At 50.5% G+C, this 18,640-nt stretch carries 12 protein-coding genes and 1 pseudogene; 8 read left to right on the top strand and 5 right to left on the bottom strand.

Going from position 1 to position 18,640, the window contains the following annotated elements; all coding sequences use genetic code 11:
- Positions 1 to 13: 13 nt before the first annotated feature.
- From ABFI50_RS13655 to ABFI50_RS13645, 3 genes are read left to right on the top strand one after another with little or no spacing between them, the layout of a single operon-like run.
- On the top strand, positions 14 to 2,554 hold the full coding sequence (locus ABFI50_RS13655) for a fimbria/pilus outer membrane usher protein (protein WP_347484271.1): 2,541 nt from the start codon (positions 14 to 16) through the stop codon (positions 2,552 to 2,554).
- 24 nt (positions 2,555 to 2,578) lie between these two features.
- Positions 2,579 to 3,604, top strand: a complete 1,026-nt coding sequence (locus ABFI50_RS13650; RefSeq protein WP_087529055.1) for a fimbrial protein — start codon at positions 2,579 to 2,581, stop codon at positions 3,602 to 3,604.
- 23 nt (positions 3,605 to 3,627) lie between these two features.
- Complete coding sequence (locus tag ABFI50_RS13645) at positions 3,628 to 4,632, top strand: fimbrial protein (RefSeq protein WP_347484269.1); 1,005 nt, start codon at positions 3,628 to 3,630, stop codon at positions 4,630 to 4,632.
- Between the two features lie 44 nt (positions 4,633 to 4,676).
- On the opposite strand, the gene ABFI50_RS13640 is transcribed toward ABFI50_RS13645, so the two are convergent.
- Positions 4,677 to 5,300 (bottom strand): response regulator transcription factor, encoded by a 624-nt coding sequence (locus ABFI50_RS13640; RefSeq protein WP_158236410.1) that lies wholly within the window; start codon positions 5,298 to 5,300, stop codon positions 4,677 to 4,679.
- Positions 5,301 to 5,315: 15 nt separating this feature from the next.
- A complete protein-coding gene (locus ABFI50_RS13635; RefSeq protein WP_347484267.1) occupies positions 5,316 to 8,588 on the bottom strand; it encodes a transporter substrate-binding domain-containing protein in 3,273 nt (1,090 codons plus the stop codon).
- A 452-nt stretch (positions 8,589 to 9,040) separates the two neighbouring features.
- On the opposite strand from ABFI50_RS13635, the gene ABFI50_RS13630 reads away from it, so the two are divergent.
- The 3 genes and pseudogenes from ABFI50_RS13630 (at position 9,041) to ABFI50_RS13620 (ending at position 11,018) form a co-directional block, all read left to right on the top strand.
- A complete protein-coding gene (locus tag ABFI50_RS13630) occupies positions 9,041 to 9,484 on the top strand; it encodes a hypothetical protein (RefSeq protein WP_127314866.1) in 444 nt (147 codons plus the stop codon).
- A gap of 237 nt (positions 9,485 to 9,721) precedes the next feature.
- Positions 9,722 to 9,984 (top strand): annotated as a pseudogene (locus ABFI50_RS13625) (hypothetical protein); the annotation flags it as partial.
- 329 nt (positions 9,985 to 10,313) lie between these two features.
- The gene (locus tag ABFI50_RS13620) at positions 10,314 to 11,018 is read left to right on the top strand and encodes a response regulator transcription factor (protein WP_045269286.1); all 705 of its coding nucleotides are present in this window, start codon (positions 10,314 to 10,316) and stop codon (positions 11,016 to 11,018) included.
- Here ABFI50_RS13620 and ABFI50_RS13615 read toward each other — a convergent pair.
- The 3 genes from ABFI50_RS13615 to ABFI50_RS13605 all read right to left on the bottom strand — a co-directional run bounded on the left by ABFI50_RS13615 (position 10,984) and on the right by ABFI50_RS13605 (position 17,115).
- On the bottom strand, positions 10,984 to 13,296 hold the full coding sequence (locus ABFI50_RS13615; protein WP_347484265.1) for an ATP-binding protein: 2,313 nt from the start codon (positions 13,294 to 13,296) through the stop codon (positions 10,984 to 10,986). The two genes, ABFI50_RS13620 and ABFI50_RS13615, sit on opposite strands and share 35 nt — an antisense overlap.
- Before the next feature lie 75 nt (positions 13,297 to 13,371).
- A complete protein-coding gene (locus tag ABFI50_RS13610; protein ID WP_347484263.1) occupies positions 13,372 to 15,708 on the bottom strand; it encodes an ATP-binding protein in 2,337 nt (778 codons plus the stop codon).
- Between the two features lie 186 nt (positions 15,709 to 15,894).
- Positions 15,895 to 17,115 carry a hypothetical protein gene (locus tag ABFI50_RS13605; protein ID WP_100124814.1) on the bottom strand — a complete coding sequence of 407 codons (1,221 nt, stop codon included), beginning with the start codon at positions 17,113 to 17,115 and terminating at the stop codon, positions 15,895 to 15,897.
- 255 nt (positions 17,116 to 17,370) lie between these two features.
- Between ABFI50_RS13605 and ABFI50_RS13600 the strand changes: the two genes are divergently transcribed.
- Positions 17,371 to 18,102 (top strand): hypothetical protein, encoded by a 732-nt coding sequence (locus ABFI50_RS13600; protein WP_069601762.1) that lies wholly within the window; start codon positions 17,371 to 17,373, stop codon positions 18,100 to 18,102.
- 27 nt (positions 18,103 to 18,129) lie between these two features.
- Positions 18,130 to 18,612: a CS1 type fimbrial major subunit gene (locus tag ABFI50_RS13595; protein WP_100124812.1), complete on the top strand. Its 483-nt coding sequence runs from the start codon at positions 18,130 to 18,132 to the stop codon at positions 18,610 to 18,612.
- Positions 18,613 to 18,640 lie beyond the last annotated feature (28 nt).

Raw genomic sequence — 18,640 nt, 5'->3', positions numbered from 1 at the left:
GCTGGAAAGAACCATGTCCCCATTATCACACGCTGCACAAAAACGTCCGGAGTTTCGGCCATCCCTTATGGCCGTGCTAGTCGCCCTCCTTCTGCCTTCCGTTCACGCTGAAGCCAGGGACTACTTTAATCCTGCGCTTTTACAGCAGACAGGTACAGGCGGCACCGTACCTGATCTGTCGGCTTTTGAGAATGGCGGGCAGTTACCGGGTCGTTACCCTGTTGATATCTATCTTAATGACGAACAGGTAGACAGCAGAGAGGTCACCTTTTTCCAGACCTCCGAGAACGGCCTTCAGCCGTGCCTGGATGCGGAAACCCTGGCGGGATATGGCGTTCGTACAGAGTTATTTCCGGGATTACAGCCTGAAGGCGAGCAGTGCGTGGATTTTTCAGCGATTCCGGACAGCGCAGCTGTCTTCGTATTCGGCGCACATCGTCTGAACATTTCGATCCCGCAGGCAGCGGTTAACCCGCGCATTCGTGGCTATGTTTCACCCACGCAGTGGGATGACGGTATTAACGCCGCACTTCTGCATTACAGCTTCAGCGGCGTGAGCCCTCTGACCGGCGAGGGCAGCAGTCAGTATCTCAATCTGCGTCCGGGTCTGAATCTGGGTGCCTGGCGTTTTCGTAACTACACCACCTGGAACCGCCCCGCCAGCAATGATAGTGGCGGCGACAAGTGGAACACCGTCTATACCTATGCTCAGCGCAGCATCGTTCCGCTGAAAAGCCAGTTAACGCTGGGGGACAGCCTGTCCCCGTCTGACGTGTTTGACAGCGTGCCTTTCAGAGGTGCGCAGCTGGCATCCGATGACGAAATGATCCCCGACAGTCAGCGCGGCTACGCGCCGGTCGTGCGCGGCATCGCACGCGGTAACAGTGCGCAGGTCACCATTCGCCAGAACGGTTACGTCATTTACCAGACAACCGTACCGGCCGGGGCATTCGAAATCACGGATATGTACCCTACCGGCGGCAGCGGCGATTTGTACGTCACCATTAAAGAGGCCGACGGCAGTGAGCAGTCGATGGTCGTGCCTTACGCCTCTCTTCCTGTCCTCCAGCGTGAGGGCAGACTGCAGTTCAGCCTGACGGCCGGTCAGTATCGTGCCTATGACAGCAGTATTGAAAAAACGCCCTTTTCACAGGGAACCCTTCTGTACGGCGTGGGTAAAGGGATGACGTTATATGGCGGCGCACAGCTGGCACAACCTTATCGCGCTTTCGCGGCGGGCGTGGGTCAGAACCTGGGGGGGCTGGGGGCGTTATCGGTAGACGTTACGCAGGCGTGGAGTACGCCACAAAACGATAAAGAACAACAGGGACAATCCTGGCGTCTGCGTTACAGCAAAAGTCTGGCGGAAACGGGAACCCACCTTGCGGTTGCAGGGTATCGCTATTCCACCGAGGGGTTTTACGATCTGGCTGATGTCCTGGAAAGCTATCGCGATAAACCCTCTTCCATGCGCACCGAACGCAAGCGTAATCGCGCGGAACTGACCCTGAGCCAGGATTTAGGCGGCGAACGCGGTTATCTGTCCGTTGGGGCAATCAGTGAAGACTACTGGGATAACCGTCGTAAAACGACCTCGTGGAATATGAGTTACAACAACAGCTGGAACGGCATCAGCTACAGCCTTAACTACGCCATGAATCGTAACACTGCGGGCGGGGGTCAATACACAGGCGGAAAAAACAGCGAACGCGATGATGTCCTGTCCCTCAACCTGAGCATTCCTCTGGATAAGTGGCTGGGTAAATCCTTTGCCAGCTACAACGTCAGCAGCAGTCCCGCACGAGGGACCGTCAATACCGTCGGCCTTAACGGTACGGCACTGGAGGATAACAGCCTTAACTGGAACCTGACGCAAAGCCATGCATCGCAGGAGCAGTCTAACAGCGGCTACGGAAGCGTTAACTATCGGGGGACTTATGGCGAGGTGACTGGTGCCTACAGCCAGAGCGCCGGTCAGCGCAATCTCAGCTACGGCCTCCAGGGCAGTATTGTCGCCCACGCCGGGGGCATAACCGCCGGTCAACCCATGGGCGAAACGTTTGGGCTGGTCAAAGTGCCGGGCGCATCGAACGTAGCTATCCAGAATCAAACCGGTATCAGAACGGATTATCGCGGTTATGCACTCGTACCAAACCTGATGCCGTACCGCCGCAATGACGTCACGCTGAACACGTCAACGCTGGATGAGGATGTCGATCTGAAACAAACCAGCCGTAGCGTCGTTCCGACCCGGGGAGCGCTGGTGCGGGCAGAATACCGCGCGCAGGTAGGGCAGCGCGTGATGATGACGCTTATCCGCGCTGACGGCAAACCGGTGCCCTTTGGCGCAACCGTTGTGAACGACGCCGACCCGGATGCCGGCAGCAGTATTGTCGGCGATGGTGGACAGGTGTACCTCGCTGGCCTGTCTTCTGAAGGCACGCTGAAGGTGCAGTGGGGAAATGACGCGCAGCGTCAATGTCGGGTGACCTATCGCCTGAGTAAACCGAAAACGGGCGAAAGCATTCCGGTCATCCAGGGACAGTGTCGCTGAGCGAACATCAATAGAAGGTTAGTAATGAAAACGTTAATCAAACACATATTCCGAAACCGCCTGCTCTCGGCCATCTTGCTGATGGGGGTTTCAAACGGCGCACTCGCCACCTGTAGCTTTATGGACAGTCGCTTTACACCGAATGATGCCGTTCAGCTGAATCTGGGGTCAGTGATCGTTCAACGCGACACGCCTGTCGGGACCGTCGTCTGGAGCGCCACAAACAATACTCTGGGCGGGCGAAATAATTTCATCGAATGCAACGCCACGGGATACCGTACACAGTGGGCTGCAGGTTCCGGGTATGCGCCGGTAGCCTATAGCGGCCAGACGCTGTACCAGTCCGGTGTCCCGGGTCTGGCTTTCAGGATCGTCACTCCAGGGGCAGGAACGACCAGCGGCCGGTATGGAACCGGCCCTCTTCCCCGTCAAATTTCCAACGTCCCCTGCACCAGCTCGTCGACCTGGTGGCGGTTATGCGGGGGAACCTGGGGAAGCTACCAGCTTCAGCTCGTCAAAATTGCCCCCACTACCGGATCGGGCCCCATCACGACCGGCACGATTACCCGGGCGCTAATCGTCGGAGAGACCACTATTTTTGACTATGCCATCGCCAGCGGCACGGTTCAGACGGTGGCCTGCTCGGTAACCAATCCTAATATTACGGTCAACATGGGAACGGCCAAAAACACCGATTTCCGGGGGACGGGAAGCACCAGCGGCAATACCGATTTTGCGATCGCCCTTAACTGCGATGCCTCCACCAATATCAATATGACGCTGACAGCGGGAAGTGCAGGTGCGGCCGACTCAACACAGGGCGTGCTGAACCTCGACAATGCCGGGGCGGCAGACAACGCAACCGGAGTGGGTGTTCAGGTGCTCTATAACAGCAGACCGGTTTCACTGGGCACGCGCATAAACGTAGCCAGAACCACGGCGAATGGCACCTATTCCATACCGTTGCAAGCGCGCTATTACCAGACACAGTCGACGGTAACACCGGGAAAAGCGGATGCTAATGCCACGTTTACCATGACTTATCAGTGATTATTTTAGGAAAACGCTCTCCAGTGAACATACGAATTTTATTCTGCGGCGTACTGCTCCTGACCTCTAAAATGGCGGTGGGTGCCTGCAGCTTTATGGATAACCGGTTTACGGCCAGCGACAATATTAACCTCAATTTTGGTCAGATAATCGTTCAGCGCGACACCCCCATCGGTAGCGTGGTTGCAACCGCCAGTTCTGCCACACTCGCTAACCGGAACGATTTTATCGAATGCACCACCTCCAGGTTCGTCACCCAGTGGGCGCCAGGAAGCGGTAATTTTCAGCCAGTACAGCATAATGCTGAAACTCTCTATCAGTCAGGCGTGGCGGGTCTTGCCTTCAGGGTTGTGACCCCGGGAGCAGGGTCAACGGCCGGGCGCTATGGAACGGGGCCTCTGCCCAGACGCGTCAGTAATATCTGGTGTCGCCTCTCCCCCACCTGGTGGAGGCTCTGTGGCGGCTCCTGGGGGAACTATCAGCTCCAGCTGATCAAAATTGCTCCCGTAACGGGGTCAGGCCGTCTGCAGACCGGATCTATCACGCGGGCAGGCGTTGTGGGTGAAATGGATGTCATGAACGTGAATATCGCGAGTGGAGAAGTACATACGGTGGCTTGTTCCGTAACCACTCCAAACATCTTTGTGAACATGGGAAGCATAAAAAATACCGAGTTTTCGGGGGCTGGAAGCACCTCGCGCGACGTGAGCTTTAACGTCAATTTGAACTGCGACGCGTCTGCCAATATTTACCTGACGCTGGAGGCGGGACGTGCGGGCGTAGCGGATACCAGTAAGGGTATTTTGAATATTGACACAACAGGCTCGGGTGAAACAGCCAGCGGAGTGGGGATACAGGTGCTGTTTAACCACACGCCAGTTATACCGGGAGAACGGCTTAAAATTACCACCACCGCGTCAGGCGGTCTGTATGCCCTCCCGCTTGCGGCACGCTACTATCAGACTGGCACCATCCTGACGCCGGGTACGGCTAACGCCACGGCAACGTTTACGACAACGTACCAGTAAATCGCTGAGCGGTCCCCCGAAACGGGTACCGCTAATTTCCTTCGTCACGCCAGATGATTACGTTTAGCGAATTCGACCAGCTCCAGCGTTTTACTCAGGCCCAGCTTTTCCATAATACGTCGCTTATAGGTACTGACGGATTTGTTGCTAACATGCAGTTTCTCCGCAATCTCCACCAGCAGTTCGCCCCGCGCGATATAGCCAAGAACCTGCAGCTCCCGATTAGACAGGCGGCTCAGCAGGTCCTTCTCCGGCTGTATCCCATCCGGTCGGCCTGACGATGACTGGCGCTGGGGAAAAAACTCGTATCCGTTTAACACGGCCCTGAACGCATCTGCCAGGGCGTCAAGCTGGTTGTTCTTACTGATAAAACCATTGGCGCCTGCGGCCCTGACCCTGTCTACAAAATGCTGATCGCTGTGCGTCGTCAGAACAATAATTCCGCCTGGATAATTCTCTTCGCGCAGCCGTTTTATGACCTCAAGTCCGTCAGGCGGAGGGATATCAATATCAATCACCACCAGATCGGGACGATGGTTACGCAAATAGACTAATGCATCGTGCCCGTTGTCGCAGGTGCCCACAACGTCATATCCCTTCCCGTTCGCCACGACCTGCACGGCAAGTTGAGAAACAGGATGGTCATCAACAATAAAGATTGTGCTCATAAGCATACCCTGCGTTTATTCGTCATCCGCCTTCTTCCCCTGGTGAGAAAACTGTTGGTCTTTAAGGCGATTATTCAGTTGCAGCAGATGGGCCTCCAGTGCGGTGACCAGAGACAGAATGTGAGGCAAGTCTTCTTCTTCCGCTGCGTTTTCCAGCCTCTCGCATATTCCGGCAAGTTCGTGCGCTTCAAGTAATCTCGCCCCTCCGGTCAGGCTGTGCGCCGCGCGTCGAATGCCCGTAAAATCAGCGTCCGCAATCCCCCGTTTAAATGCCGCCCAGTCCTGCGTATTTTGCGATATCGCCGCGTCGATCAGCCTGTCGAATATTTCGGGCTGCGATTGCGCCATCTCCCTCAAACCGAGACGAGTATGACGCTCCCCGGAGGGGGATGCCAGTCGCGTCGTTTCGGGGATATGCTCAAGGAGCCGCGCAAGTTCGACGGGCTTAAACAAGCAGGCCGTCATCCCGGCCTCCTCAGCCAGCGCGACGACTTTCTGCTCGGCCATGGCAGTCAATCCCAGCATCGGCCCGGGAGCCCGATTCAGCTGTTTTTCCTTTTCACGTAGTTGCCGGATGAGTTCAAAGCCGCTCATACCGGGCATATTGCAATCTGTAATCACCATATCAAACGGCGGCGTTTCCTCACCCCATAACTGCAGAGCCTGAACGCCATCTTCTGCCACAACGCACGTATGCCCGGCGACCGTCAGCTGCTGCGACAGTAGCATTCTGCTGGGAGCATGATCGTCCACCACCAGAATTTTGCAGGGCGAGGAAACCGCCCCCACGCTCGTAGCCGGTGGCATATCGGCTTCATCAATGACCGCTGGTGCAGAAAAACGAAAAATAAAGGTGGTACCTTCACCCGGTACGCTCTCTACCGCCAGCTGCCCGTCCAGTAATTCGGCGAGCTGCCGACAAATCGTCAATCCCAACCCGGTCCCCTGCCGCGCAGACTGGGCAGTGTGAACCTGCACAAAAGGTTCGAAAATAGCGGCTTGCTGGGCTTCCGTTAATCCGGGGCCTGAATCACTCACTTCCAGCACATAGCTATTACCGCGTTCAGGGGTTGAAGGGGTCTGATAGATTACAATCTCCACTTCACCGTGAGCGGTAAATTTGATGGCGTTACTCAGTAAATTGGAGGCGATCTGGCTCAGCATCAGGGGATCGCTCATGACCCGATCAACCTCGACGTCCACCTGCGTCAGCAGCGTCAAACCTTTTTTTTCTGCCGTATGGTGAAATAACGTACTGACCTGATTAACAATAGCGTTGAGAGAAACCGGTACAGAGCGTACGGCATAGGTACCGGACTCGATTTTCGCCATATCCAGAATATCGCCCACGAGCATGAGCAGGAATTTCGATGATTCATAGGCAACAGCAATATTATTACGCCGTTGCGCCGGGGAGGAGTGGCCGAGATGCTCAAGTTCAAGCAGGCCGATAATGGCATTTAGCGGCGTGCGTATTTCATGGCTCATTTGCGACAGAAACACGCTCTTGGATTCACTCGCCTTTTCAACCTGTTGCTTTGCCAAGGTGAGTTCATTTTGCAGTGCTTGCTGTATGGCAAGGTTCTTTTTGAGCCAGCGGTTGCGCCAGAAGTAAAAAGCCAGCATCACCGCGATGACAAACATCACGGCGCTGGCAATTAATATAGCGGTTCGGTAGCGCCCCCAGACTTCAAAGCGCTCAAGGGCATAGCGCATTTGCCAGCCCGTGAGTTCTGCGCCCATTTCACTGGATGTCTGTTCACTGAGCGTTTTGTTAATGATAGAAATCAGATCTTTATTTTCTGCGCTGGTCGCCATGGCAAGCCGAAGGGGGGCGATTGGCAGGGTTAAGGCGATCCGGAAACGATCGTTCAAATAGCTTTTCAGTACAAAACTGGCCGCGGTCTGCGGCACAATGACCCCATCGAGTCGGTGGGTAAAAAGTGAAAGCGCCGTTTCCAGCGAAAAATCATCTTCAACAAATTCCACCTGAGGGAAGCGTTCGCGCAGCTCAGGTAAATAATAAATGCCGGTAAATACCGCCACGCGTTTTCCCTTCATATCAGACAGAGAGCGAATGGCGGGGAATGCGCTACGGGTCACCAGCACCCAGTTAGATATTTGATAGGGCCGGGAGTAGATAATGTCTGGTTCGGGAGTTGCCGATGCATCTGCAGCCGCTATTAACGAGTCAGGCGCGCGTTTCAGCGCATCACGCATCTCCGGCACATTTGAAAACGGAACCCAACTGAACGTTAATCCCGTCTCTTTGGCGATGTTCTGGAGTAATGATACGGCATACCCACTCTGCTGACCGCCATCATTAATGTAAGTTACCGGAACATGCGTGTTTACCACATACACCGCAATCTTAGGATGATGCGCAATCCAGTTTCTTTCCTCAGAAGTAAGCGCGTTTTTAAGGGTCTTTTTTCCCTCTTCCGACAGGCGCGTCAAACCCCACGTCTGGGCTACTTCATTGTAAATGTGGCGGCGACGATCTCTGAGTGCCGTGTTGATGGCATCCTTAAGGGGCATCATGTCCGGACGGATGATAAATCTGGGTCCCTGTTCTGGCAAAAACGTACTGGGGGACAGCGTTAACTGGCTATTGAAATTCTGACGATTAATCTCGGCAGCCGTCACAAAGTTGGTCCAGAATACGGCATTGTCATCATTGGCCACAGACGCCATTGCGCGGTAATCATCTGTAGCGGCAGTCAATGAAGCCTTCGGAAACGCGTTTCTTAGCTGTTCGCGTAACGCATCTCCACCAATATAAAACAGCACTTTTCCACGTAATCCGTCCGCTTCCCGAACCGGTTTTTGGCTCACCAGAACAGCACGATCGGACAGATAACGGTCGGTCAGAAGCAGGTCGGGATGACGTTCTGTATCGGTAAGGGAACGATCGTCGACGATCATGTCCACCTGTGACGCGGTTAAGGCTTCCAATGCTGCAGAACTGTCAGAGTAACGTAATACCTGGAAATCCACTCCCAGCGTGCGGGACAAACGTTCGAGGTAGTCCGCCGTAATCCCCTCAAAATCCCGATCGGCAATGCTCACCTGATAGGGTGGATGTGCGGATGCGCTCACCCCAACGCGGATTGCTGGATGCTGTTGAAGCCAGCCTTTATCGTCAGGATTAAGTTCGGGAAGGGGCTCAGAAAAATGCGTATGGGCCAGAAGATTTAGCGAAACGGGTTTGGCCGAAATAGCAAAAGCAGGTCCCAGCAGACAAATCAACGCAATAAGACAACCTGACTTATTCCATAACGTTGACATACGCCTCCATTAGCGTGTGCGTCGAAGTTTAGTCGTGAATTCAGTCGAAACACGCCGGAAGTCTGACCCTGAATGTGATGGTCATTAGGTCTCAAAACCTTACTGCTCGCTCAGGCGTGATGAACCGGCTGAACCTGTAGTCCCCTGCCTACAGGATAAGGTGGCGCGGTCTCATATTTCTCCCTGTTCTTTTCCGTTACCGTAAATATACGACAGAAATCTTTCCCAGGCGCAGTGTAAAAAACATGATGAATGACAACCCTATCTTCGATAACCCCCTTATGCCTGACACAAAAAGAGCCCCTCTCCGGCGCGTTCTTATCGGAACGGCATGCCATTTTACGTCGCAGGGGCTTTATACGGTTTTATCGGCAGACGCACAGGCATGCGGTAGGTTGCTCGTAACAAAAATCTCGTCAACTACGCTCCCGCACACCCACTGCAACGCAGATATGGTGATTCTCGACGAGGTCGCCTTAAGGGAGGACAAACTGAATATTTTGTCGGCATGTATTACGACGGACACGACGATAGTGGTCATGACAGACCGTATTTTTCGCGATACTTACAGCCTTGAGCACAATAAGAAAATCATTTTTATTGAGAAATCGGCTCCCGTAAACAGGTTAAAGCGCAGTCTGTTTCATCTTCTGCTGTCTGCTATCCCCGTCCGTAGATCTTCTCGTCCGGAAGGGCATCAGCGCGCCAGAATGGTTGAACGCGAAGTGTTATACGCCTTAATGAAGGGGGAAAAACCCGGCGATGTTGCCCGGAGGATGGGCATCAGCTACAACGCGGTAAGTCGATACAAAATGCTGGCCCTAAAACGTGCCGGGTTGAAAAGCCTGAATGCACTGTTAGTAAGAAAAAACAGACATCTTTATCAAAACCTGTAGTTCTCCATTGCAGCGTGAGCATTTTAGTTTGCCAGAACAAATTCCCGTTGATACCAGAAAATCCGGGCCAGAAACCGCACTATCAGGCTTTGGGTTGATTCCGCTTGGCCTGGAATGAGTTTGAGATGATGCGTTAACAGAAACCAATAAAACATAATCATTTGATTTACATAGCCATTTAAATTCTAAAACTCTTGTAGCGGCCAAAAAATGGCCACCACATTACCTCTGCAGATCCGTCATGAAGGCAAAGCCGTCGGGCATAGTGTATTTAACCGGGCAACCTTCAAAAGAGAAATGGATTCGAACCCTGTGCCGCAGATCAGGACCATCCTGCACCTTCCCCCCTTTTAGAGGCACACAAAGCCTGCTGGATGGTGCAATCATTCACAACTCAGCCAGATCCAGTGTGCTCAGATCCGGGCTCGCGCCATGACCGGTATCGCTTTGAGTCAGTTGTTCAGCAAACAGACCAGACGGCGCGCGGGCTGATTTCCTGACGCTACCGTGGCTAGTCAGCCATGCTCAGTGAAACTGGCTAAGACGAGGTGGAAATGGTGCAGTGATAACGAATATATTCTGCAAGCGTGTTCTATATGGGCGCTTTCAAATCTTCGCGCGTGCGAACGTTAATTTCATATATAAGTGCTAACCCCCGCTAAACTAACCTTAAGTTGTGGATCCTGTAGGATTGATTTGGCGAGTTTTGAATCATAAAGTGATTATCGTCAGATTTATGGAAGGTTGCGGACAGGAAAGTCGACAAAGCGGGAGTTTTTACAATGCTCCACACTAAAGTTAACCGAATCTATTGCTATGAGTGATTGTGATGAAAAGTACAGCGCGAAATCAGGTTTCCATTGCCTTGTTAGACGATCATCTTCTGGTGCTACGAGGGCTTGCTGATGTATTGCGCGAAAACCCTGATTTTAATGTCACAGGTACTTTTACTGACAGCAAAGAATTACTGAAAGCGCTGAAGGCATTTAAAGCTGATGTGATAATTGTGGATTATGAACTTGCGCCGTCTGATATCGACGGCCTCAGCCTTATTCAGATGGTTCGCCGGCAGTATGAGGATGTTGCCATTCTGGTACTTTCAGCGCATTACAACACAGCCACTGTAGCGCAGGCACTGCGCGGTGGGGCCAACGGATTTATTGGTAAAAATCGACCTTTTGAAGAAATTCAAAATGCAGTACTTGAGGTCAGCCGTGGTAGAACGTTCATTGAAAGCCGAATGGCACAGGAGTTGGCCCAATATCAGCAGCAGGGGGAAGTGCTGCTGACAGGAAACTTCAGCAAGGTAAATGTTGAACGGGCATTAAGTCTGGCGGTTCTTTCACCTAAAGAGCAGGAGGTTATCCGATGTTTTATTACCGGTATGACAGTCACAGAGATTGCCGAGAAATTTAACCGCAGCCTGAAGACCGTTAGCGGCCAGAAACAGAGTGCTTTGCGCAAGCTGGGTTTGAAAGCTGACCACGAGCTTTTTATTATCAAAGATGAGTTAATGAAGATACTTCATTTTTAAGCGTTTGCAGCCAGTATTCCTTCTGGCTGCTGCTGAGTTCAGCACCTTCCCGCAGTGCCGCTTCAATCCGGGTGGCGACGTATGCCAGGTTATTGAGGTTATACGTCTGGGCCGCGCCGCGAAGACGATGGACGTGATACTGCATCAGCCTGACATTGCCATCCGAGCTTGCAGCGGAAAATCCCTGCAGGTCTTCCCGCAACCACCGCGCCAGTTCCTCCTCCTGCTGGGGATTTTGCTGACGTTTTAAGCGTGCTGTTGATGGGGAAAGATGGCACCAGCGACGCAGATTATGCGCCAGCGAGCTCAGTACGATAGGTTTGCTGAGCACCACGTTAATTCCGCTTTGCTGGCAACTTGAAAGATGCGTTTCGTCACTCATAGCAGAAATTGCAATCAAGGGCATAGCTTCACTGCCACGTTGCTGCTCAATTTCCCGAAGCCTACGCGCAACATCGTAACCGCTCAAGTCGGGAAGATTAATGTCAAGCAGTATCACGTCATAATAGTTTTCATCGGCGATTTTACTTAAGGCTTGTGCTCCAGTCTCGACTATGTCGGCCTGGCAACCCAGCACCGCCAGCTGATCCTTCAATATTCGTTGTGCAGCAGGGTGATCTTCCACGACAAGAAGTATTGTATCGGACTTAAAAAGCGGAAGATCTGGCTCGGCAGGCATTCTCTCAGGTTCAGTTAAACGAAGGGGTAGCTTTATGCTAAATAGGCTTCCCTTGTCCGGTTCGCTCTGACATATCAGCTCACCCTTCATCAGACGCATCAACTGCCAGCAAATCCATAAACCCAGCCCGCTACCTCCATAATGGCGATCGGGTGCGTCGTCCGCCTGCATCCAGGCTTTAAACAGGTTATGTTGGATTTCAGGTGAAATGCCTATACCCGTATCGGCGACGTCTAGCGAAATCATGCACGTTTTATTGGCCAAAAACTCACCCTTTAGCGTTACTGAAACAGAACCACTCGCGGTGAACTTTATTGCATTGGACAGCAGATTGTTGACGACTTGTCTGATCCGGTGCGGATCACCTTCCATCATCTGGTTATCGAGGTCGGGATTGATACATACGGACAGCATCAGTCCTTTTTGCGCGGCAAGTGGACGATAGCTGTCACATACCGCACGGATGAGCTCTGCAAGTACAAACGGGCGCGACTCAAGGCGGATACCTTTCTGGCTTATTTTGCTGTGATCAAGTATATCGTTTAGCAGGTCCAGCAGACTGCGGGCGGAAGAACTGGCAAGTGCGAGATACTGTTCCCGTTGCTCATCCGTCACCGGGCGATTCAGCAGTTCAAGGGAGGCAATCATCGCATTCATAGGCGTGCGAATTTCATGGCTCATCATTGCCAAAAACTGCGTCTTATGTTTTTCACTGGCCATGGCTTTTCGCCACAGTTTTACGGTGCGTTGCAGCATCCATCCCAGCAATATCAGCAGCAATAAAAAAGCCGAAATTTCCAGACTGTACAAAGAAAAAATAACCCCAGTGCTGGGATAGCCGAGTTTCATATCACTCACCCAGCGGTTAAAAATAGTATTACTCATTTGTGCTGGAATCGATCCTAGCGACTTATTTATTATGCTCAATAGCAGAGGCTGATCCTGCCGAATAGCGATATTAATACCCGCGCGTAATTCAGGGATCTGCCCTGCAATGGCGAGCTTATGCGAGTAATACCTGTAATAAAGAGGCCTGATGACCAAATCAGCGCCAAGTCCGACATCCGCATCCCCACTATAGATCGCTTCGAATAATCCACGAGTATGATCCTGGGGGACTAGGCTAATCTCCGGGTGGTGTTCGCGAAGCCAGCTTTCATAATAAGTGCCACGGCGAACCGCAACGCGTTTCCCACTGAGTTGTTGCAGTGACTGTATTGTGGCCGCGTCATTATCACTGATAACCAGGGCGTGTGTGGTCATCCATCGCTGGCTGAAGCGCCATTCTTTAAGCTCGCTTTCGGGTAAAAATTCAGGGGATATTGCGGAAATAAGCTGCGGGGCTTTGGCTCCGTCAGTCAGAATAAAATTCAGCCCGCTTATTTTGCTTATCACGTCGAGGTAATCACGACTCAGACCAAAATGTTGTCCTTTTTCTTCATAGTCCAGAGGCCAGCTGGGGATGACGTTATAAATGACCTGCCGATGTTCTGCGATCCATCGTCGTTCTTCCGGGGAAAAAAGCGGCTCTGATGCCGCAGATGGCAGGTGATAAAACAGACCTGTGAGTGTCATCAACAGGCTGATGATGAAATGCATAATGAATAACCTGAATTCCTAAAATCAATTCAGGTATTTGATGAAAAAAACACCACAAGCTCTACAAGAGCACTCTCATTTGATTTTGATGTGATCCAGTCTATTTCTCCACGCATCAATTCTGAGCAGATCGGGCACTCCTTGCCGTCGCAAGGATTGTTCAATTTCTTCCGAAAGTAACGCGAGCTCGGAAAGATTATACATCTGCGCCACGCCGCGTATCCGGTGGCTGTAATAAATCATCTGAATATTGTCACGGCTCTCGCATGCCTGGTGAAATTGATTTATGTCCTGTCTGAGCAGCTGCTGCACTTCGTCATTAATCACCGGCGAGGATCTGCCTGCGAATGAGGTATCGTCGTTGAGCTGTCCAAAATTAAGCCCCTGATGAGAGGGGAGACAATACCGCCTAAGCATTTCTGCGAGTGGGTTTAAACGGATAGGTTTGACCAGTACATCGTCCATACCGCTTAGCTGGCACCGTTTATGGTGTTCCTGACTACTGACAGCAGAAATAGCTATTATAGGCATGCGTTCATGTTGGTGCAGGCGTTCATATTGCCTGATTTCACCGGCCAGCCAGTAGCCATCTTTACCCGGCAGATTACAATCCAGCAGCATAAGGTCGTAATAATTTTCATCTTCAAGCAACTGAAACGCATCCTCCGCACTTTGAGCGACTTCCCATTCGCAACCTAACAGATCAAGCTGCGCAGATATCACGCGTTGATTAGCGGGATGATCCTCAACAATCAGCACACTTAAGCCCAGAGAAAGCACGGGCAGGTTATCCGCGGTGGGCGTATCCGTTTCGGGGGGATGTACGCGTTGCGCCGACAGTGTGCAGGTAAAGATGCTGCCCTTACCTTGTTCACTTTTAAGCGAAATATCACCTCCCATTTGTTTTGCAAGCTGGCGGGACAGGTAGAGCCCTAAACCACTGCCGCTGCGAAGGCCTGTACCACTGCTTTCAGCCTGGTGCCACGCCTGAAAAAGGCGCTGCTGATCGACTTCACTGATACCGATACCACTGTCCGTTACCCTGATGGAGAGTACTCCGCATGCACTTTCCTCTGACGTCCAGGTGCACTCTAATGCAATGCTACCGACGTCAGTGAATTTGACCGCGTTTGAAAGAAGATTATTAACAATCTGCCTTACACGGTGTGCATCTGCGTCAATCCATAAATCGGAGGGTAAAGCGTCCAGCGCAGAATATAGCTTTAATCCTTTGCGTTCTGCTGACGGCCGCTGGCTGTCACATACCACCATGAGTAACTGACGAATATCGCAGGGAGCCATCTGAAGCGGCACAGGCTGATGGGTGAGTTTGCTGTGGTCGAGCACATTATTGAGTAATTCCAGTAAATCATTGGCTGCAGAGAGCGCGAGCGACTGATATTCCTCCGATTTATGCTGGCCCGCTGGCTGCTGTTGGAGCTCCAGAGCGGCAACAATGGCGTTCATCGGCGTGCGAATTTCATGACTCATGATGGCGAGAAACTCTTCTTTTTGTTTTTCGCTTCTCTGCGCCCGTCGGCGAGCCTTAAGGGCGTAAAACAGAGTCAGCATTAGGAGCATTAACAGAATGCCAAAAACAAAAAGTTCATAGCGATAATGGTATATAACCACGCTTATCGAGGGCGAACCAAAATCTACAATACCTACCCAGTGTTCAAAAACCTGCTGTGCCTCAAGGGCGCTGATGCTTTCAAGGGTGACGTTGATAATATCGCGCAGTATCGGATAGTGAGGATCAACGGCCATATTGATGCTGCTGGCCATTTCAGGGACCTGTCCGGATATGGCCATATCACGTGCATAATAACGCTGGAGAAGCGGTAGAATCACCAGCCCTGAGCCAATAGCAGCATCGCTGTCACCGTCTTCAACCTTCTGCAGTGCAGCCTTTACATCGCTAACTTCAACCAACCGTATTGCAGGATTATGCTGGCGGATCCAACTGGCATATTCACTGTTTTTCTCGATCGCCAGCGTTTTACCGGACATTTGACCCAGAGTCCGGATGCCTGTCGCGGTATTTTTACCGATCAGCATGGGCATGGTGTTAGCCCATGCATGAGTCATCAGCCAGCGGGATTTATCGTTATCGCTAAGTAATTGCACGCTGAGCGCCGCAACAAGCATAGGCGGTGATGCTACTGCGTCTTCAGGAGCGATATACCTGAAATGCAGCCCCGTCCGTGCGCTGATTTCCTGCAGAACACTCTGACTGAGCCCGACCGGATGACCGTTGACGCGAAAGTCCTGCGGCCAGCGGTCGCTGACGGTGTAGGTGACGTCCGGATGGTGCTTAATCCACTCCAGTTGTTCCGGGCTAAGCGCTGTCGGCTTCGCCTGAGCGGCAGATAAAGTGATAAGACAGAGCAGAAGTGTTATCCACTTTTTCATGAATTAACCATCAATATAATCTCAATAAGAGATATTGATTGCGAATAATGGCGCACTTTGCAAGTTAATCATGTTGTAATGAGGCTGTAAGCAGTGGAGATGCGTTGCGGGGATCTAGCCTGAGCCAGCATGCACTGGCGTCAGGCGGAATGGATCGCCCCATTCGAAGAGGTAGTAAGGGGCAGGTTATTGGCTGGCGAAAGGCAAATCGGCATCAAATACGAGCGTTACTGCCCCTTTCCAGGTGGTACCGGGTTGGGTGATCATTTTACGACTATCAGGCCCATTAATCTTAAACTGAACTGTTGATGAAGCGGCATTATTAAATTGTGTAGGTTCAAGATTAAAGCTTGGCATATGATTTTGTCGCATCGGTAGCACCATATCTGTCACGGATTCACCCGTTATTATATTTCGCATTTGGGGCATCGTTACGGAGATAATAACGGGAACCGTTTCATCTGACCCCTCCTTTTGTAATGCACAGTTGCCAAGCTGGTTATGTTCGCATTCAAGATATAAGCTAAATGGTGCCGAAGCGGTTAAAGCGAAGGTTGATTGTGCTCTTAATGGAACCTCATATGAACCTGAACCGATTACGGTGTCCCAGCCCCCTTGAGGTTCCAGCATCACTTTTTGAGAGCTGGTGTGTTCAACCTTGAAATCATGTTTGATTGTGGTCCGAATCGTAATTTTTAACTCATCATCACTGTAAGTGGCGTTACCCAAATCTATCGCATTGTTATTACCTACAAAATAGCTAATTGAACCCTCATAATTACCATTGGGTAATGACATGGGACTTAACGATCTCAACTCATAACCGATGGAAATCGGACTTATGGTAATATCATTTACATTTACATCCGGGACTTTTTTATAGCATTCCAGACCAGGTCCAGGATGTATCCACCCAAAATCATAAACTGTTGAACTGCTTAGAGAAGTGGCCCGCTCACAACCGCCAACAGGCGATAGCCCACCCACGGAAAACTTGTCCTTATCCCATCCTGTTCGGGTCACAAACCTGGTGAACACAGCCGTTATTCTAAATGTTGCGGTGATTTGTTTGCGGCTGCCTCGATCATATAACGTCACAATTCGCCACCCGTTGTCGATGCGCTGATAAAGCTGGTCTCTTAAACTGGTACTATTGAAATTTAATACGCGATTTCTTGCACTCAAATTAGTTGCAATCGTGACATTCCCCGCTCTGCAATATGCCGTGTTTGCATTGGTCTGACAAAACCCTGAAATAGGCGTAGTGTTCACAAATTCATTATTACCAGGATTTACGGCTGAAGGAGTAAACTCTGTAGTAATAATAACTTCGTCTGCATAGACAAAGCGATTAGTGGCAAGCGTAAGCAGTAATAGGATAAAAATTTTTATAACAGGGTTCATCATAATAATCTCTTAGTTCGATGTTGATATAAGCTTGTTTTATTTTTGCAGTCGCTCCAACAGGAGTACTCTCAAACTGGGCGCAGTTATAAGATAACTTTTGCGAGAAAAAGGATTCTTCCTTGCAGGACGACATTCATGTTTTGAGAGTGGTCTTGTGTAAGAGTAAGCTTAGTTTGAGGCATAGTCTTGCTCATTGAATACGCACAACCTCATATTGCATGGGCACGAGGTGGTGTTAATCACTGAGAGGTCACAATGTTAAAAACTTTATTAGGTATTGCACTATTCACCGCTTCAGGTATTGCAGCCGCAACGCCACAAATCTCTATCGGCTCTATGTATGAATTTATAGATGCGGATAAAAGCACCTTATTGAAACGTATTCGTAACAACGGTGATCAAACAGCTTATATCCGCACGGAAGTCAGTGAGATAATTTATCAACACGATGGAAAAAAAATTGAACGAAAAATGGATGCAAGCGAGGTAGCACGCGGAAACATTAATGGCCTGGTGTTTACCCCATTGCGCATGATTATTCCTGCTAAGGCTATGCAGTCCGGACGATTAGTGTTTTCTGGTAAGCGTGAACAGGAGCGCTATTTCCGAGTACGCTTTTCACCAGTATTACCTAAAGATCAGTATGAATTTAATCAATCTAAGCAGGAGTATGAGGCTTATCGCCAAAAACTTAGTGCAGGTATTAATATCCTGACAGGATTTGGCGCAATGATTATTGTACGCCCCGAAAATGTCAGATACAGCACGCAAATCGAACGTGTCGGACAAATCATTTCATTTAAGAACAATGGCAATAGCACAGTTTTAATTGACGGAATTAAAGAATGCATAAATAAAAAGTGCGCGCCAGAAAATTCGGTTTTCTTGTTACCTGGTAAAACACACCAGATACACCAGAAAACCAATCATTCTCTGCAATTTATTTTGCAGGAAGGAAGTAAAAGTACACCGAAATCATTCGGTTAATGTTTAATCCCTTATTGAGAGTCTACCATGTTCAAGAAAATTCTCCTTACCGCACTGATTAGCACCTCTGCTACGGCAATTGCAGATGATACCACTACACTACAGTTTGATTTAGAAGCTACGGTTCCAACAACGCGTTATTTCGTTGAATTTAACGACCCTACTTTTGCCACGAATACACAGGAGATGGTGTGGAACCAAAGTGCTCAGAAACTGGATAATGTTTCTACTCAACTGAAAGCGCTAAATAATAGTGGAAAAATTGAGGCTTATATTGCTTCCGCTGCAGAGTTAGTTCACGAAACTGATATCAGTAAGAAGATCCCGCTGACAGTAACCATTGACGGAAAAACGTTACCTGTTGGGGCTGCTTCAGCCGTTGAGATTGTGGATGATGCGACTACCACAGTACAGACGTTGCCGCTGGTGGTTAGCCCAACAGGAGCACCAACCTATGATGATGGGAAATATAACGGCACCGTCACCATGAATTTTGATCACAGTTTTTAATTGTGCCTGTTTGAATACAAGGGCGCGT

Origin of the sequence: Enterobacter sp. HNDS-6 (assembly GCF_039850505.1) — a bacterium.
Lineage (GTDB): Bacteria > Pseudomonadota > Gammaproteobacteria > Enterobacterales > Enterobacteriaceae > Enterobacter > Enterobacter kobei.
Note: the sequence above shows the minus strand (reverse complement) of the source record. Positions and strands in the feature narration are given on the sequence as shown.